The 17679-nt window shown below is 67.3% G+C and carries 12 protein-coding genes; 5 read left to right on the top strand and 7 right to left on the bottom strand.

Annotated features, from left to right (window positions below; translation table 11 throughout):
* Positions 1–59: 59 nt before the first annotated feature.
* From J8847_RS12255 to J8847_RS12245, 3 genes are all read right to left on the bottom strand, one after another.
* Positions 60–1139 (bottom strand): catalase family protein, encoded by a 1080-nt coding sequence (locus J8847_RS12255; RefSeq protein ID WP_211524990.1) that lies wholly within the window; start codon positions 1137–1139, stop codon positions 60–62.
* 66 nt (positions 1140–1205) lie between these two features.
* On the bottom strand, positions 1206–3605 hold the full coding sequence (locus tag J8847_RS12250; protein ID WP_211524989.1) for a TIM-barrel domain-containing protein: 2400 nt from the start codon (positions 3603–3605) through the stop codon (positions 1206–1208).
* A gap of 178 nt (positions 3606–3783) precedes the next feature.
* Positions 3784–6507 (bottom strand): EAL domain-containing protein, encoded by a 2724-nt coding sequence (locus J8847_RS12245; protein WP_211524988.1) that lies wholly within the window; start codon positions 6505–6507, stop codon positions 3784–3786.
* A 223-nt stretch (positions 6508–6730) separates the two neighbouring features.
* On the opposite strand from J8847_RS12245, the gene J8847_RS12240 reads away from it, so the two are divergent.
* The 4 genes from J8847_RS12240 to J8847_RS12225 all read left to right on the top strand — a co-directional run bounded on the left by J8847_RS12240 (position 6731) and on the right by J8847_RS12225 (position 11039).
* Positions 6731–7219: a hypothetical protein gene (locus J8847_RS12240; protein ID WP_211524987.1), complete on the top strand. Its 489-nt coding sequence runs from the start codon at positions 6731–6733 to the stop codon at positions 7217–7219.
* Between the two features lie 115 nt (positions 7220–7334).
* A complete protein-coding gene (locus tag J8847_RS12235) occupies positions 7335–7889 on the top strand; it encodes a hypothetical protein (protein ID WP_211524986.1) in 555 nt (184 codons plus the stop codon).
* A gap of 324 nt (positions 7890–8213) precedes the next feature.
* Entirely contained in the window at positions 8214–9728 is a 1515-nt protein-coding gene (locus J8847_RS12230; RefSeq protein WP_211524985.1) for a peptide MFS transporter, read from the top strand.
* 96 nt (positions 9729–9824) lie between these two features.
* On the top strand, positions 9825–11039 hold the full coding sequence (locus J8847_RS12225; RefSeq protein WP_211524984.1) for a pyridoxal phosphate-dependent aminotransferase: 1215 nt from the start codon (positions 9825–9827) through the stop codon (positions 11037–11039).
* Positions 11040–11045: 6 nt separating this feature from the next.
* Here the strand turns inward: J8847_RS12225 and J8847_RS12220 are convergent, their stop codons facing one another.
* From J8847_RS12220 to J8847_RS12205, 4 genes are all read right to left on the bottom strand, one after another.
* Positions 11046–12395, bottom strand: coding sequence for an ATP-binding protein (locus J8847_RS12220; RefSeq protein WP_211524983.1), 1350 nt, complete (start codon positions 12393–12395; stop codon positions 11046–11048).
* Between the two features lie 8 nt (positions 12396–12403).
* Complete coding sequence (locus J8847_RS12215) at positions 12404–13873, bottom strand: ATPase domain-containing protein (RefSeq protein WP_211524982.1); 1470 nt, start codon at positions 13871–13873, stop codon at positions 12404–12406.
* On the bottom strand, positions 13873–14256 hold the full coding sequence (locus J8847_RS12210) for a hypothetical protein (protein WP_211524981.1): 384 nt from the start codon (positions 14254–14256) through the stop codon (positions 13873–13875). Before J8847_RS12210 ends, J8847_RS12215 begins: the two co-directional genes overlap by 1 nt.
* A 193-nt stretch (positions 14257–14449) precedes the next feature.
* Positions 14450–15793: an ATP-binding protein gene (locus J8847_RS12205; RefSeq protein ID WP_229512763.1), complete on the bottom strand. Its 1344-nt coding sequence runs from the start codon at positions 15791–15793 to the stop codon at positions 14450–14452.
* 106 nt (positions 15794–15899) lie between these two features.
* On the opposite strand from J8847_RS12205, the gene J8847_RS12200 reads away from it, so the two are divergent.
* On the top strand, positions 15900–17669 hold the full coding sequence (locus J8847_RS12200; protein ID WP_211524980.1) for a DUF885 family protein: 1770 nt from the start codon (positions 15900–15902) through the stop codon (positions 17667–17669).
* Positions 17670–17679: the final 10 nt, after the last annotated feature.

Genomic DNA, 17679 nt, shown 5'->3' with positions numbered 1-17679 from the left:
TCCTTTCCCCACTATCATCAGCCCGTCGTTCCGGGACTCGGTGGCCGGATGAACGTTAGCTAGCTGCGCGCAGCCGGCTCGTGGATCGGGCACCGATTAAACTCCGACCGCAACTGCCTCGACGTCGCCATCACCTCCTTGCGCGCCCGATTGATCGCTCCAAGCGGCCGATGCGCGCGCAGGCAGTTCCACGGATCGAAGGCCATCCCATCCTCCTGGCGCGGCGACGCAGCCTCGTCCCAGCTGGCCTGCGGCTCCACGCGCAAGCGCGCCACCGCCACATAAGGACTCAGCTCCTCCGGCCACGCCACCGACGCATCCTCGACCGGCATCTTCTCCAGATCCGTGCACAGCTGCACCCGCAGTTCCCACTCCCCGCCATCGCGCAGGAAGTGCGCCGCAATGGCGTCGCGCTGTGCATCCGCATCGTTCGGCAGGCTTGAACCATCGAGCGCAAGCAGCCCTGGCGACACCGGCGCCAGCGAGAACTTCGCCATGTAGTCGCCATACAGGAAAGGCGTCTGCGTGAAATAGGTCTCGCCCAGCGGGTGATGCTGGGGCTCTCCGCCCATCCCCTTGATCTTGCCGCTCTTGCCGCCCAGCGCCTCGACCGCCGCTTCCGCCGTGCGCATCACCGCCGAGATGGCGGACTTGCCGGCCGGCGTGCGGTTGGTGGTGGCGGCCAGCAGTTTGACGTCCGGCAGGAAAGCCTGCGGGTCGGGGCGCGCGAAGGCCGGGCCGTTCACCATCAGGAAGTCCTGCGAGCTGCCCTCCTTTCCGCTATCCAGCCGTTCCCCCGGCACATCCAGGACCTTGAGCGCCACCGCGCGCGGCGTGGAAACGCTGTCGGGCAGCTGCTCCGCCGGCGGCGAGGACCAGCGCAGCAGCACCTCATAGGCGCCGGCTGCGGAGAACAGACCTTGCGCAAAGGGCGGCGGCAGATCGCCGATGACCGTGAGCCTGCCGCGCAGCAGCGCGTGCCCCTTGGCGTGGACGGCGCGGTGCGCATGCCCTTCGGCCACGGCCACCTTATGGGCCATGCCGGCGAAGACGTTTTGCAGGGAATGGATGGCTTCAGCCTCGTCCACGGCAATATGCTCGTAGCCGGGCTGGTAGCGCAGGGGTTCGAAAGCGGTCATGGGAAGCTCCGTCAAAGGAGCTTCCCACTCTAGCGAAATTCGCCTGGTGGCGACGTTCGCCTGGTCTTACAGGGTGATGACGACCTTGCTCGACTGCTGCTTGCGCGCCGGGACGGCCACTTCCAGCAGCTTGTGCTTGGCGTTCCAATTGAAGCGTGCCGCACGGCCATCGACGGTCACCGCGCGCGGCGAGGCCTGCACGTTGTGCACCTTCAGCGCGAAGCCGCGCTCGGCCGCCTGGTAGGCCTTGCCGGTCTCGGTCTCGAAGGCCACTTCCAGCTTGCCGCTCGCGTACTTGCTGGCGAAGCGCACGATCTCGTACTGGCCCTTTTCGTAGGCCTGCGCAGTCTCGCCGTCGTCGTCGTACAGTTTGCCGCTGGAGGCGGCAACCGAGGCGTCATGGTAGTAGTGCAGATCGATCCGGCGGCTGTCGTAGTCGCGCGTGGTCTGCGCCACCTTGGCCATCGGGATGAAGGCGCCGGCGCGCACATACACGGGGATGTGCGCCTCTTCCGGCTTGACCACCTCGATCACGCCGCCATTGTGGGCGGAACCGGTATGGAAGTCGAACCACAGCTTGCTCGAGGTCGGGAACACGACTTCGGTGCGCGTCGCGCCAGGCTCCACCACCGGCGCCACCAGGAAGTCCGGGCCCCACATATAGGTGGTCGAGCGGTCGGCAGGCGTGTCCGGATCGGGCTCGACGAACATCAGCGGACGCATCAGCGGCATGCCGGTCTGGTTGTTGTCGAAGGCGATGGTGTAGTTATACGGCAGCATCGCGTAGCGCAGCCATACCGCTTCGCGCGCCAGCACCTTGGCGCGCTCGCTGCGGAACACCGGCTCGGACGGCACGGCGTCCTGGGCATGCGGACGGAACACCGGCTGGAACACGCCGTACTGCAGCCAGCGCACATACAGCTCGTCGTCCAGCACCGCCCCGGCGAAGCCGCCCAGATCCGAGTGCATATAGGCCAGGCCCTGCATGCCCATCTGCAGCGAGATCTCCATCTGCGACTGCAGGCCGCCCCAGCTGCGGCTGACGTCTCCCGACCACGGGATCATGCCGAAGCGCTGCGAGCCCGAGTAGCCCGCGCGCATCAGGATGAAAGGGCGCTCGTTCGGGTAGTCCTTCTGGTAGCCTTCCGCGATCAGGCGCGCCCAGTCATGGCCGTAGATGTTGTGCACCTGGTCGGCGCTGCCGGCCGCGTGCAGCAGCGCACTCGGATGCACCTCGGGTTCACCCAGGTCGCCCCACCAGCCGCCCGCGCCGCCCTGCTTCAGGCCCTTGTAGATATTCCAGAACCACTCGCGCCCTTCCGGCTTGTACAGGTCGACCAGGCCGGTGTTCCCGAAGTAGAAGTCGTACACGAAGGGCTTGCCGGCGGCGTCCGTGGCCAAGACCTTGCGGTCGACCGCCTCTTGCCAGCGCTTGGAGGTGGTCAGGATGAAGGGCTCGGTAATGAGGATGGTCTTGACGCCCTTCTTCGCGAAGTCCGCCATCATCTTCTCGGCGTTCGGGAAGGTGTCGCGGTCCCAGTCCAGGTTGCCCATGGTGCCCTTGACGGTCTTGCCGAACCAGTACAGGTCGAGCACGACGGCGTCGAGCGGAATCTTCTCGGCGGCGAACCTGTCGACCACGGCGCGGGTTTCGGCTTCGCTCTTGTAGCCGAAGCGGCTGGCGAAGTTGCCGAAGGCCCAGCGCGGCGGCAGCGGCTGGCGGCCGGTCAGGCTGGTGTAGCCGGCCATCACCTGGTCCCAGTTGTCGCCCGCGACCACCTGGTAGGTCTTGCGGCCACCGCCCACTTCGTAGCGCAGGGTGCCGTCGCGGCGGCTGTCGAAATCGAGCCAGCCGGTCTGCGGGTTGTCGAAGTGGATCGCATACAGCTTCGAGGACAGCGCGACCGGAATCGTGTAGTTCAGCAGCTGCGAGGTCTTGCCGTAGCCGTAGTCGGCGCGGTTATACAGGCGGAAGCGGTTGCCGCGGCGGTTCATGCCGACCGCGCGCGCGCCGGCGCCGTACAGGGCTTCGCCGCCGTCCAGCGCGAACTCGATCGATTCCAGCGCTTCTTCCTTCATGCGCGCGTAGCCGCGCTTTTCCGCCACCAGCGGCTTGCCCTTGTAGGCATAGCTGATGCGGAAGGGCTGCTTGTCCACGGTGACGCTGATGCCCTCGGTGGCGTAGGTGATGCGGCCGCCCTCGTCCTTCAGGGTCGCGGCGATGGGCGCCGGGGCCAGCACGACCGCGTGCGAGGCAGAATCAGCGCGTTCGCCCTTCGGCACGAAGGTGGTCTCGACGATGTTGGCGGCATACGGACGGATCAGGTAGCGGCCGTCGTTGGTCGCGATCTCGAGCGTGTTCTGGTTGCGCGTGACGCCTTCCAGGTGGCGGTCGGCATTCTGGGCGAAGGCAAGCGGGCTGGCCATCAGGCACAGCGCCAGGCGGGCTAGCGTGGTCGTTGTCATGGGTTGTAGTCGTTGTTCTGGTTGTCGTGAACAGGCGGCGGGCTACCCGGCCGCAAGTGAGAGCATGACACAAAACCAGCCACGCGATGTAGTTTTGTTTCATCGGAGCGCGCATACCGGCTAGTGCGGCAAGGCTCAGCGTCCATACAGCTGTAATCCGGTAACATGGACACCGATCCTATCGTGCTGGCTGGAAGGCGCGCCTTCCCACCGGCTGGGTCTCCCCGGGCGGCACCGGCCGCGAGAAGAAGTAGCCCTGGCCTTCGTCGCAGCCCAGGGTCTGGAGCAGCTGCATCTGCCTCTGGTTCTCCACGCCCTCCGCCACCACGCGCATGCCCAGCGCATGCGCCATCGCGATCATCGACGCGATCAGGGTGTCGCCCTCCGGATGCTCGATGCGCAGCACGAAGGCGCGGTCGATCTTGAGCACGTCGAAGCGCAGCCGCTGGAGCTGGGACAGCGAGGAATAGCCGGTGCCGAAATCGTCGATGCACAGCTTGATGCCCAGCTCGCGCAGCGCGCCGAACACCCCTGACTCGCCGATCCCCTCCTGCATCATCGACGACTCGGTGAGCTCGATCTCCAGCAGCGCCGGGTCGATGCCGTGGCGCGCGATCGCATTGCGGAACAGCGCCAGGATGTCGCACTGGCTGAACTGGCGCGGCGAGACGTTGACCGACACCGGCACCAGCACCGCGCCATTGCGGGCCCAGTGGGCCAGCTGGCGGCACACGCTGTCGACCACCTGCTCGCCCAGCCGCACGATCAGGCCGGTCTCCTCCGCCAGGGGGATGAAGCTGTCCGGCCCGATCAGTTCCTTGCCCGGACGCTCCCAGCGCACCAGCGCCTCCATGCTCGACGCCGTCCCCGCGCTCAGGTCCACGCGCGGCTGGTAGTGCACCACGAACTGGTGCTGGTCGAGCGCGCGCCGCATCTCCATCTCGGTCTCCAGGCGGGTGCGGATCGCCTCGTAGAAGCGCGACTGGAAGAAGCGGTACTGTCCCTTGCCCTCGGTCTTGACCGAATACATCGCGATGTCCGCATGCTTGAGCAGGGTTTCCGCATCGCCGCCATGTTCCGGGAACAGGCTGATCCCGATCGAGGCGTTGAGCACATGGGTGCTGCGCTGCAGGTGGAAGCCGTCGCGGAAGGCGCCCAGCACCCGGCCGGCCACCTGCTCCACGTCGGCCGGGCCGCCGGTCTGCTCCAGCACCACCACGAACTCGTCGCCGCCCAGGCGCACCACGTGGTCGCGCGGGCGCACCGCGGTCTTGAGGCGCTTGCCGACGGTGCGCAGCAGTTCGTCGCCTGCCGCGTGCCCGAGCGCGTCGTTGACGGTCTTGAAGCCGTCCAGGTCGATGAACAGCACCGCCAGTCCCTGCCCGGCCGCCTGCGCACGCTCGATCGCCTTGGGCAGGAATTGCTGGATCCAGTAGCGGTTCGGCAGGCCGGTGAGCTCATCCGCGTTGCTGCGCCGTTCCAGCTCGGTCAGGTGGGCCTTGCTCTCGCTGATGTCGCGGATCGTGACCGCCAGGTCGCCGCCGGCCCGCACCGCCTTGTAGCGGATCCAGCGCGCCCGCAGGAGCTGGTCCGGGCCGGCGTGCACCTCGAGCTCGCGGTCGTACATGCCGGTGTCGAGCGCCTGGCACAGGCGCGCGCAGGCCGCGTCGAACAGCTCGCCCTGGTAGAACTCGGACAGCCGGTGCCCGATCAGTTCCTGCGGGCGCTTCCCGAACATGTCGGCCCCAAAATGATTGCAGTCGGCGATCTCGAAATCCCGGACCACCCCTTGAGCGTCGCGCACCGGGCGGTTGATGAAGAATCCTTCTCCCGCCTCCTCGGTCGCGAGACGGTAGGTGGAGCGGATCGCCTCCATCTGGTAGCGCCTCCACTTGGCGTGCACATAGAAGCTGGTGACCAGCAGCGTGACCAGCACGATCCATGCGGTATTCCACCATGCGCCGCCGATGGCGCTTTGGCGGTGCTCCCGGTAGGGCGCCATGGCCGAGTATTCGTCGACGCCGACGATGCCGACCAGACCCAGGTCGGGAAAGCTCCGCCAGCCCAGCACGCGGCTGCGCCCGTCGGCAAACCAGTCCTGGCCGCCGACGCGGCGGACGCCCGCGGCCTCGGCCGGCATGGCCGTGCGCAGGAAAGGCGCGCGGAAGGAATGCACCGCATTACCGCTGCGGGTCGCCACCACCGCGCCATCGATCCGCGTCAGGCCGACCATGCCGAACTCGCGCAGGATCGGTTCGGCGTAGTGCTGGGTGAAAAACGACGGGGATACGGAAATCAGTACGACGCCTTCGAACTGGCCGTCCGGCGCCAGCAGCGGACGCGAGAAAGCGATGACTTCGCGCTTCGACAGCCGCCCGTCCAGCGGTCCGCTCAGGTACAGCTTGTCGCCGGCGGCGCGCTGCTGTTCGACGAAATAGGCCTGGTCGCCGACATACATGCCGACCGCCTGCGGATGGGTGCTGGTGACGATGCCGCCAAAGCGGTCGATCAGGGCGACCGCGGCAATATACTGCCTGGAAAATATCCCCGTCTCGATGGTGCCGGCCAGGTCCATCCGGTGTCCCGAGCTCGCCCACTGGTGGCGCAGCAGCAGCAACAGCCGGTCGGTATCGCCGATCGAGCGCCGCGTGCGGATGACGTAGCTGCGCGCGTAGGCGTCGACCTGCTGCTCCAGCTCGGCCTGGCGGTCGATCCGTTCATGCTCGAGGTCGAACAACACATAGCCCCACAGGACAATGGCGGCCGCCAGCGCGAGCGCCGGCCACACGAGCAGCAGCGACAAGCGCTGGCGCAGGAAGGCCAGGAAGGGACGCAGGTGGCCGAGCGCCCCGCTGCCGGTCCGGGCGCCGGCCGACATTGCCTTGTCGGGTTGCTGGTTCATGCATTCCTGCAGGGATGGGTCATGAAAGCGGCGAGTCCAGTATAACGCGCTGACTACAGGCACAGAGGCGGGCACGGCAGCCGATTCGCATAAACAACTCGACAATGTTGTTACAGCTCGTGACAAATTGACGAAATTTCCACATAACAAATGCGGCTACACTCGCTGTTTTTGAAAGCAGGGAGCAACAGCAATGGCCGTGAGATATACAAAATGCAGCCATATGCGCTCACTCGACGCGGTCATTCCGGATTGCCAATGTCCCGCCTGCGTCGTCCGCTACGCCGGGTTCGAGCGCCGTGCCGCCGTTCCATCGCATCCCGCTCGCCATTTGCTGGCTGGCCTGCGGCGCGGCCCGGCGCCGGGCACGGTGTTCAAGATCGTTGTGCTGGCGGCGCTGGCATGGGGCCTGAATCAGGCCATCAAGCACAGGCAGATCCTCGCTTCCCAGGAGGCCAGCGCCCCGCCCGCCGCGATGCTGCACATGCCCCAGCAGGAGGCGCACCTGCTGCGCAGCATGCCGGACCGCCTCGAAGCAGCCTGCGAGCGCACCAAGGACGCGTTCAGCCAGCAGGAATGCCGTGCCCGCCTGCATGAACGGGGCGGCGCGTGCGTCGCGCATGTCGCGCAGGCCTACCCACGGGAAGCCGGGGGGTTCGATCGCATGGCGGTGATCGTCCACGCCTACCAGGACTGCGTTTTCGGGACCTAGTCGCGACATACCGGGCCTTTGCCCAGCCGGGCCCGCGTGACAATGCGCGGAATTTCCCCTAGGCAAATGCCGCTACACTTGCGGTTTTGACAGCAGGGAGCCCCAGGCAATGCCGGTGATTTGTCCAAAGTGCAGCCACGTACGGCCCGCCGATGCGGCCAACCCGGATTGGCAATGTCCCGCCTGCGGCATCTGCTACGCCAAATTCGGCGCCCCTCCCACCGAGCCGCAAAGGCCTGCGCGCGAACCTGGAGCGGGCGCCAGGCACAGCTGGGACCTGGGCATGCTGTTCAAGATCGTCCTGCTGGTGGTGCTGGGCTGGGGGCTGAACTACGCCATCCAGCGCAGGCAGAACGCCGAACCCGAAGAGGCCGTGGCCGTGGCCGAGCAGCCCCGGTCCGGCGACGGCGCCGGTGTGGCCTTCGCCGATGCGGTGCTGAAGATGTCCGAGGTGGACGCCACCGTGCTGCGCACCCTGCCGGACCGCCTCGAAGAAAGCTGTGGGCGCAACAAGTACCGGCTCAGCGCACAGGAATGCCGGACCCGCATCCAGGAACGGGACGAGCGGTGCCAGGCCCAGGTCGCGCAGCGCTACCCCGGGCAGATCGGGAATACGGAGCGCATGGCGGCGATCGTCAACGGCTATATGCACTGCGTGTTCGAGCAGTAGCCGTGACGCCGGTCCATCATAATGGCGCCAGGTCGGCGCCTGGCTCGACCATGAGATCGAGTTGGGCGCACGACGCTACCCCTTGCGCATCTATGCCAAGCCCGGTGCGGGCGGCTACATGATCTCGAACGTCTGCCGGGGATTCGAGATGGCCGTGCTCCGCAATACCTCCTGCTGCTGATCTGTCCGGAGGACAGGAAGTTGCGCATTCTCGCAACACGCTGCCGCAGCGCACCATTTGTCAAGATTGATTGTTGCCGGCAAGGCGCGTAGGATCGCCGCTTTATTGCCGGGTTACCCCGGGCTAACATCTTCAGGAGACATATGGACAGGCATCTTCCGCCAACGGTCGGCCAGGGCCCCAGCCAGACCCGATCCTTCCTCACGCTCGCGCTGATCGAGCTGTGGGAGCGCTTCGGCTACTACGGCATGCAGGCGCTGATCGTGTATTTCATGGTGCAGCGGATCGGCTTCGAGGACAGCCGCGCCAACCTGGTATGGGGCGCGGCCGCCGCGCTGATCTACGTGGCGCCGGCCATCGGCGGCTGGATCGGCGACAAGGTGCTGGGCACCCGCCGCAGCGTGCTGCTGGGCGGCGCCATCCTCGGCCTGGGCTATGCGCTGATGGCCGTCCCCACCACGAATACCTGGTTCACCTTCTCCGCGCTGGGCGTGATCGTGGTCGGCAACGGCCTGTTCAAGCCGAATAACGCCAACCTGGTGCGCAAGATCTACGAAGGCGACGATTCCAAGATCGACAGCGCCTTCACCATCTACTACATGGCGGTGAACGTCGGCTCCACCATCTCGATGCTGGCCACCCCGTGGATCAAGGACTACGTCAACGCCACCTACGGCAACCAGCTCGGCTGGCACGTCGCCTTCGGCGTGTGCAGCGTGGGCATGATGATCGGCCTGATGACCATCACCGTGCTGCGCCATACCGTCAACCACATCGGCTCGCCGCCGGACGCCCAGCCCCTGCACATGGGCAAGCTGATGGCCGTGCTGGCCGGCGCCGTGGTGGCCGTCGGCGCCTCCGCCGTGATCCTGGAATACCAGGCGCTGGCGCGCGCCTTCGTCTATGTGGCGGGCATCGTGGTGCTGGGCATCTTCTTCCACCTGATCCGCTCCAGCCAGCCGAGCGAGCGCGCCGGCCTGGTGGCGGCGCTGGTACTCACCCTGCAAACGGTGTTCTTCTTCATCTTCTACCAGCAGATGTCGACCTCGCTGTCGCTGTTCGCGCTGCGTAATGTCGACCTGGAGTTCAGCCTGTTCGGCATGCACCTGTGGACCTGGTCGCCGGCCCAGTTCCAGGCGCTGAACGCGATCTGGATCATGGTCCTGAGCCCGGTGCTGGCCTGGATCTACACCCGCGCCGGCAAGAGCGGCAAGGACTTGTCGATCGCCGCCAAGTTCGCGCTCGGCTTCACCGTGGTCGCCGCCGGCTTCTTCACCTATGGCGTCGCCGGCCAGTTCGCCGTCAACGGCCTGACCTCGTCCTGGATCATGATCGCGGGCTACGGCCTGTATTCGCTGGGCGAACTGCTGGTGAGCGGCCTGGGCCTGGCCATGATCGCGCGCTACGTGCCGGCGCGCATGGGCGGCTTCATGATGGGCGCCTACTACGTAGGCGTGGGCATCTCGCAATACCTGGGCGGCGTGGTGGCCAACCTGGCGGCCGTGCCGAGCGACATGGTCGATCCGGTCCAGACCCTGCCGGTGTACACCAGCCTGTTCAACAAGCTGGGCATCGCGGCTATTGCTTGTACACTCATTGCGCTGGCGGCCCTGCCGCTGATGCGCAGGCTGACGGCTACCCATAATTCACATCAATAAGCTCATCAGTAAGCATCCCCGTGGGCAGGCCCGTGCGAACGGACCTGCCCACATTCTTGTAAGATGGCTGGATTCGCCAACACGCAATCCACCAGCATGTCATTCACCACTTCCCCCGACTCCCAGGCCGCGCGCGCCCTCCAGGTCGCCCAGCGCGTCCACGCCATCGAACCCTTCCGCGTCATGGAAATGGTCAAGGCCGCCGGCGAACTCAAACGCGGCGGCGCCGACGTCATCAGCATGAGCGTGGGCGAGCCCGACTTCACCGCGCCCGACATCGTGGCGTCCGCCGCCATGGAAGCGATCCGCGGCGGCGTTACCCAGTACACCGATTCGCTCGGCCTGCGCGAGCTGCGCGAGGCGATTTCCGGCCATTACGCGGCGGTCCAGGGCCTGGACATCGATCCGCGCCGCATCGTCGTCACGGCCGGCGCCTCGGCCGGCCTGCTGCTGGCCTGCGCCGCCCTGGTGGCCGAAGGCGACGAAGTGCTGATGCCCGATCCTTGCTACCCGTGCAACCGCCACTTCGTCTCGAGCTTCGGCGGCACCCCGGTGCTGGTGCCCTCCCCGAGCGAAGACCGCTACCAGCTCAGCGCCCGGCACGTGGCCGAGCGCTGGAACGCGCGCACGCGCGGCGTGCTGGTGGCCTCGCCCTCGAACCCGACCGGGACCTCGATGACGCCGCAGCAGCTGCGCGACATGCTGGCCGCGGTGCAGGCACGCGGCGGCTTCGCCATCGTCGACGAGATCTACCAGGGCCTGAGCTACGACCACAAGCCGCTCAGCGCGCTGGCCGTGAGCGACCAGGTCATCACCGTCAACAGCTTCTCCAAGTACTTCAACATGACGGGCTGGCGCCTGGGCTGGCTGGTGGTCCCGGACGAACTGGTGCCGGTCTTCGAAAAGCTGGCCCAGAACCTGTTCATCTGCGCGCCTACCGTGGCCCAGCATGCGGCCCTGGCGTGCTTCCACCCGGAGGCGCTGGCCATTTTCGAGGAACGTCGGCGCGAGTTCCAGCGCCGCCGCGACTTCCTGGTGCCGAGCCTGCGCAAGCTGGGCTTCCAGGTGCCGGTGATGCCGGACGGCGCCTTCTACGTGTATGCGGACATCCACGAAGTGGCGCACCGCGACCGCGCCGACAGTGCCGCCTTCAGCATGGCGCTGCTGCGCGACGCCCATGTGGCCATCGTGCCGGGCGACGACTTCGGCTTCGCGGCGCCGGCGCGCCATGTGCGTTTTTCGTATGCGACCAAGTACGAACGCATCGAGGAAGCGCTGGCGCGCCTCGAGCGCCAGCTCGGCCACGCCTGAGGAAGATCACTGCCTGGCGCCGAGCGCCTCCAGCAGCGCCGCCGGCCCCACCGGCTTGACCAGGTAGCGGTCGAAACCGGCCGCGATGGCCCGTTCGCGGTCGCTGGCGTGCCCGTAGCCGGACAGCGCCACCGCCAGCGGCGCGGCCCCCGCGCTGCCCTCGCGCAGGCGCGCGATCAGCTCGTAGCCGTCGATGCCCGGCAAGCCGATATCGCATACGATGGCGTCGTAGTTACCCGCCAGCGCCAGCGCCAGGCCGGCATGGCCGTCGGCGGCGACGTCGACCTTGTGGCCTTCGATGTCGAGCAGCATGCGCAGCACTTCACAGGCGTCTGCGTTGTCCTCCACCACCAGGATGCGCTGGCCGCCGGCCTGCGCCGGCGGCGCCGAAGCCTCCGGCTCCGCCGGCGCATGGTCCGGCGCGAGCGGCAGGCGCACGGTGAACACGCTGCCCGCGCCGATGCCGGGGCTGGACACGCCCACCGCGCCGCCGTGCATGCCGACCAGGTTGCGCACCACGTTCAGGCCGACACCGAGCCCGCCTTCCGAACGGGCCAGCGTACGCGGCCCCTGGGTGAACAGCTCGAACACGTGCACGATGGTTTCGGGAGCCATGCCGCTGCCGTTGTCGGCGATCGTGACCACGATCTCGTCGCCGCAGTCGACCGCAAGCCGGATCCAGCCGCCGTCCTGGGTGTATTTCGACGCATTGCTCAGCAGGTTGGTGAAGACCTGGGTCAGGCGCACCGGATCGCCGTCCACCGCCACCGGCTCGGGCGGCAGCCGCAGCTCGAGCCGCTGGCCGCGCTCGCGGATGCGCGGCTGTACCGTCTCGACGGCCTGGTCGATGACGGCGTTGATATCGAGCGGCTGGATGTTCAGGGTGATCTTGCCCAGGCTGAGGCGCGCCGCATCGAGCAGGTCGTCGAGCAGGTGGGCCATGTGTTCGACCTGGCGCTGGATCACCTGGCTCAGCCGGGCCTGGTGGCCGACCCCTGCGCCGCGGTCCAGCAGGCTGGCCGACATACTGATCGGCACCAGGGGATTGCGCAATTCGTGGGCCAGCATGGCCAGGAATTCGTTCTGGCGCCGGTTGGTTTCCTCGGCGTCGTCGCGCGAGGCCTGGGCGTTGACGGCGGCCATGACCAGGTTGCCGTTCGCTTCGCGCAGTTGTTCCACCAGGACTTCCAGCTCCTGCCTGCGGACGGCTTGCGCGCGCAGGGCCTCCACCTCGGCCTCCAGGGCGCCGATGCGGCCCAGCAGCATCTCCTCGCGCGTATGCGCCCCGGCAAATCCCTCTTCGTCGTTCGACAGACGCCGCAGTGAGCCGTGCTCTTCCTCCTGAAACGTCGTCATCGGCGGCCTCAGTATCCGCTGCTGCGCGCTTGCGGCAGGCCGTGCAGCACGCCCTCGAACTCGGTGCGCTGCGGATGGATGTCGAAGCCTTCGTCGTCGATGGCGTACTCGCGCAGTTCCTGGCTGTGGCCGGACCCGCGTACCTTGACCACCGAGAGGAACTTGCGCAGCTGGCCGTCGGCCTCGCCGTAGCGCATGATGACGATGGCGTCGGTCAGGTAGGCAATCTCGGCCTGGCTGATCTGGAAGCGCGTGAACTGGTCGTCCAGTCCCATCGTCACCACGGCGCTGACCCCGCGCTTGGCCAGCGAGGCCAGCATGCGGAACACCACGGTGCGCAGGCGGTCGCGGCTTTCCGGCGCCAGGTACAGGCCCAACTCGGACAGCGAATCGACCACCACGCGGGTGGCGCCGGTGCGGTCGATGGCCTGGTTCAGCTCATCGAGCAGCTCGTCGATCGTCAGGTCGATCATGCGGCTCTCGACCACGGCGACGTCCCCGGCCTGCACCAGCTGCGCCAGCTGGGCGTTGCGCAGGCGCGCCGTGCCCTTCTCGAAGGACATCACGACGCCCTTCTCGCCCTGGCGCGCGCCCTCTTGCAGGAAGCGGGTGCCGAGGATGGTCTTGCCGCAGCCGCTGGGGCCGGTCACCAGCACCGAGTGGCCCTGGGGCAAGCCGCCGTGCAGCATCTCGTCCAGGCCCGGGACGCCGGTCGAGATACGGCGCGGCTCGCGGTCCACCCCGGCGCCGGGCTGGCGGTCGTCGGCCAGCGGCGGCAGCACGCGCGGATAGACGCGCACGCCGTCGTCGGTGATACGGAAGGTGTGCGAGCCGGCCATGTGGGCCTGGCCGCGCATCTTGACCACGCGGATCTTGCGCACCACCGAGTCTTCCTCGTGCAGCTGGGCCAGCGCGATCATGCCGTCGGCCACCGTCATGATGGGATTGGCCTCGACGTCGCTATGCAGGTATTCGCCGATCAGGAAGGTGGTCGCCTGCCAGCTGGTCATGCGCGTGCCCAGCTCCTGGATGAAGTGCTGGAGGTCGGCCACGCCTTCGTTGCCGGCGCGCGCGGTCTGCGCCACCGAGCGGAAGGAATCGACGAACACCAGGCTCGGCGCGAAATCCTCCACCTCTTTCATGATGCGTTCGAGCACCCCGGAAAAGTCGCCCGCGCGCAAGTCATCGGCCAGGTTCACGTAACGGATTGCGGTGCCGACCTTGTCGAACTGGAAGAAGCTGTACTGCTGCTGGTAGCGCAGCATCTTGAGCGGCGGCTCGCCCAGCACGGTGAAGAACAGCGCGCGCCGGTCGGCGTTGGCCAGCGAGAACATGATCTGGTGGGCCAGCGTCGTTTTCCCGCAGCCGGGCGCCCCGGCGATCAGGTTGAAGGAGAATTCGCTCAGTCCGCCCCCCAGCAGCATATCGAGTCCGGGCACCCCGGTGCTCAATTTCCCGAGGCTTACTTTATCCGTCATTACATATGCTCCTGTGCATTCTGCGCATTCCCGTCGAGCAACGCGGCGTCGACTAAACGTGTGGCCAGCGCCTGCCCGATCAGGGCGGCAAGCAGCTCGGTGAAGGTCTTGAGCAAGGCGGCGTGCGCCGCCTCGGCCTGCTCGGGGGTAACGCCGGCCAGCATGGCGTCGAGCGCGCCGACCTGCGCGTCGCAGGCCTTGCACGCGGGCGTTCCGGCAAGCCAGCGGAAGTCCGGGCCGACCAGGCGGCAAGCGCGTCCGAACAGCGCGCAAAAACCGTTGTCGCCAATCAGCGGCCCGAGCTGGACAGCCAGGCGCCGCCAGGCCTGGATGAGATGGGCGTGGCCTTGCGGGCGGCCCGTGTCGCCCTTACTCGTCATCATGTCTGGGTCGCGAAACAAATTGCTGCCGTGATTGTCATTGATGGTCCATGCACGCGCGCGCGCTGTTGGTGTGCGGTGCCGTGCAATGCGGTGATCTTCTGTTCCGCGGACGGGCTCGCGCCATTATAGCCCCTGTCGTCCTCCCGCATGACAAAACTTCATGATGCACACCTGCCAAGGCTACGAAGGGGCGTCACAAACCGGCGGCCGTGCGCGCCTCGGCCACCATGGCCAGCAGCGATTCCGGCGCGGCCGGCTTGACCAGGTAGCGGTCGAACCCAGCCGCCAGCGCCCGTTCCCGGTCCTCGAGCTGGCCGTAGCCGGACAGCGCGATGGCGAATGGCGCCTGGCCGCCCGGCACCGCGCGCAAGCCCTCGATCACGCCATAGCCGTCGATGCCCGGCAGGCCGATGTCGCACACGAGCACGTCGAAGCGGCCGCCGCGCGCCCGTTCCAGCCCGGTGATGCCGTCGGACGCCGTCTCGACTTCGTGGCCGGATATTTCCAGCAGGGTGCGCAGGGTCTCGCAGGCATCGATGTTGTCTTCGATGACCAGGATGCGCGAGGGCCGCTCGCCCGCTGCGCGCGTTGGCGGCGCCTGCCATGCGGGCCGGCCCTGGGAGAGCGGCAGACGCACGGTGAAGGTGCTGCCCTGCCCCGTCCCCTGGCTGGCCGCCTCGACCCGGCCGCCGTGCATGCCGACCAGGTTGCGCACCACGCTCAGGCCCACGCCCAGCCCGCCTTCCGAACGCGCCAGCGAGCGCGGGCCCTGGGTGAACAGGTCGAAGATCTGGGGCAGCATGGCCGGATCGATGCCGGCGCCGTTGTCGCTGACGGTGACGACGGCCTGCCCGTCCTCGCGCCGCGCATTGAGCGCGATGCGGCCGCCGTCGCCGGTGTATTTCGAGGCGTTGCCCAGCAGGTTGGTGAACACCTGGGTCAGGCGCACCGCGTCGCCGTCCACCACCAGGGCTTCGGGCGCCAGGCGCACCTCGAGCTGCTGGCGGCGCTCGCGCAGGCGCGGGCCTACTGTTTCCAGCGCCTGTTCGATGGCGTCGGAAAGCAGCAAGGGTTCCAGCTTCAGGGTGATCTTGCCGCTGCTGAGGCGTGCGGCGTCGAGCAGGTCGTTGAGCAGGTGCGCCATGTGGTCCACCTGGCGCCGGATCACGCGCGAGACCTGGGCCATCTCGCCCGAATGGCCGGCCACGCTGTCGAGCAGGCTGGCCGACATGCTGAGGGGCGCCAGCGGATTGCGCAGTTCGTGGGCCAGCATGGCGAGGAATTCGTTCTGGCGGCGGCCGGCGCCGGCAACCTGCTCGCGCAGCTGCGCCGCCTCGCCTGCATGGCGGCGCAACTGTTCTACCTCGCGCGCCAGCTGGTGCCGTTCGCGCACCATGGCGCGCGTGCGCGCGAGTTCGGCCTCGAGCGCGGCCACCTGCTGGCGCAGGGCGTGCTCGGTCAGGCCGGCCGGCAGCCCGCCTTCGCCCATCTGCGCCCGCTGCTCCGAGCCGGGGCGCGATTCGCCGGAATTCGCCATTCTCTTTCGTCGTCTACTGGTTACTCGTGAGCTGTATCCATTCCCCGTTTTCCCGGCTAAGATGCATACCGCCGGGCAATAATGCTCTTTTCAAAGCGGGTGGAGAATGGATATCAAGCTGGGCGCCGTCGTCACGACGGCTTGTGTACTGCTGGGTCTTGCGATGGGGCCTGCGATGGCTCCCGCCGCGGCTGCCACGCAGGCGGACACACGGTTCAAGACAATTTACACCAAAGAGTGGAAATGGCGCGTCTCGGAAAAGCTGGCGCGCGCCGACGACGAACGCGGGGTCAGCCCGGACATCGCGCGCGTCGACGGACCGGCCCAGGAAGCGCGCCGCCTCTACTGGGAAGGCATCCTGAAAGAACTCGACGCGATCCGCCCGGCCAACCTGTCGCCGAACGAGCGCATCAATTTTGCGGTCTACCGCGCCCAGATCGCGGCCTTCGTCGAGGCCCAGCGCTTCCGCGAATACGAGCAGCCGGTGAACGCCGACAGCGCATTCTGGACCGACGTGACCTTCGGCGCACGGCGCCCGTTCAAGAACGTGCAGGACTACCGCAACTATGTCCGCCAGCTGGAAAATCTGCCGGGTTATTTCGACCAGGAACTGGCGAACATGCGCGCAGGCCTGGCGCGCGGCTTCACGCCGCCCAGGGTGACCCTGGCCGGGCGCGAGAGCACCATCGTGTCAGTGGCCCAGGCCAGGTCGCCGCAGGAGACCGTGTTCTACACCCCGTTCAAGGACATGCCCGCGACGATTCCGGCGGCCGAGCGCGAGGCCCTGCGCGCGGCGGGCGCGGCGGCGATCCGCGACAAGGTGCAGCCGGCCTACGGCAAGGTGCTGGACTTCTTCGTCGGCGAGTATGTGCCGAAGGCGCGCACCACCCTCGCTGCCGAGAGCATGCCCGGCGGAAAAGCCTATTACCAGTCGAAGATCGTCGAGTACACCACGACCAGTCTGAGCGCCGACCAGATCCATGCGATCGGGCTGGCGGAAATGGCCAAGATCCGGGCCGAGATGCTCGAGACCATCAAGAAGACCGGCTTCGAGGGGGACCTGCCGGCCTTCCTGCAATTCCTGCGCACCGATCCGCGCTTCTACGCCAAGACGCCGGAAGAACTGCTGATGCGGGCGGCCTGGATCGCGAAGAAATTCGACGCCAAGGCGGACCAGTATTTCGGCTACCTGCCGCGCCGCCGCTTCGCCATCCTGCCGGTGCCCGACGACCAGGCGCCGTATTACACGGCGGGACGCGGCGGTCCGGGGGCCTACTGGGTCAACACCTACAACCTGCCGGCGCGTTCGCTGTACAGCCTGCCGGCCCTGACCCTGCACGAATCGGCGCCGGGTCACGCCTTCCAGATGCCGGTGGCCCAGGAGCAGAAAGGCGTGCCGCATTTCCGCCGCGCCTACATCTCGGCCTTCGGCGAGGGCTGGGCACTGTATTCGGAGCGCCTGGGAACGGAGATGGGGATGTACGAGACTCCCTACGAGGTGTTCGGCATGCTCAGCTACCAGGCCTGGCGCGCCTCGCGGCTGGTGGTCGATACCGGCATCCACGCCAAGGGATGGACGCGGGAGCAGGCGCAGGCTTACCTGATGGAGAATACGGCGCTGGCGAAGCATGAGGTGGAGACCGAGGTCGACCGCTATATCTCGTGGCCGGGGCAGGCGCTGTCGTATTACCTGGGGCAGATGGCGATCCAGGAGGCGCGGGCGCGGGCGGAGAAGGCGCTGGGACCGAAGTTCGATATCCGGAACTTCCACGATACGGTGCTGCAGCTGGGGTCGGTGCCGCTGCCGGTGCTGCAGCAGAGGATCGATGCGTTTATTGCGGCGGGTGGGAAGAGTCCGTATCCGAAGGAAAGCTGAGCTGCTGGTG

This window comes from Massilia sp. AB1 (assembly GCF_018119385.1).
In the GTDB taxonomy this organism is placed as follows: Bacteria; Pseudomonadota; Gammaproteobacteria; order Burkholderiales; family Burkholderiaceae_D; genus Telluria.
Note: the sequence above shows the minus strand (reverse complement) of the source record. Positions and strands in the feature narration are given on the sequence as shown.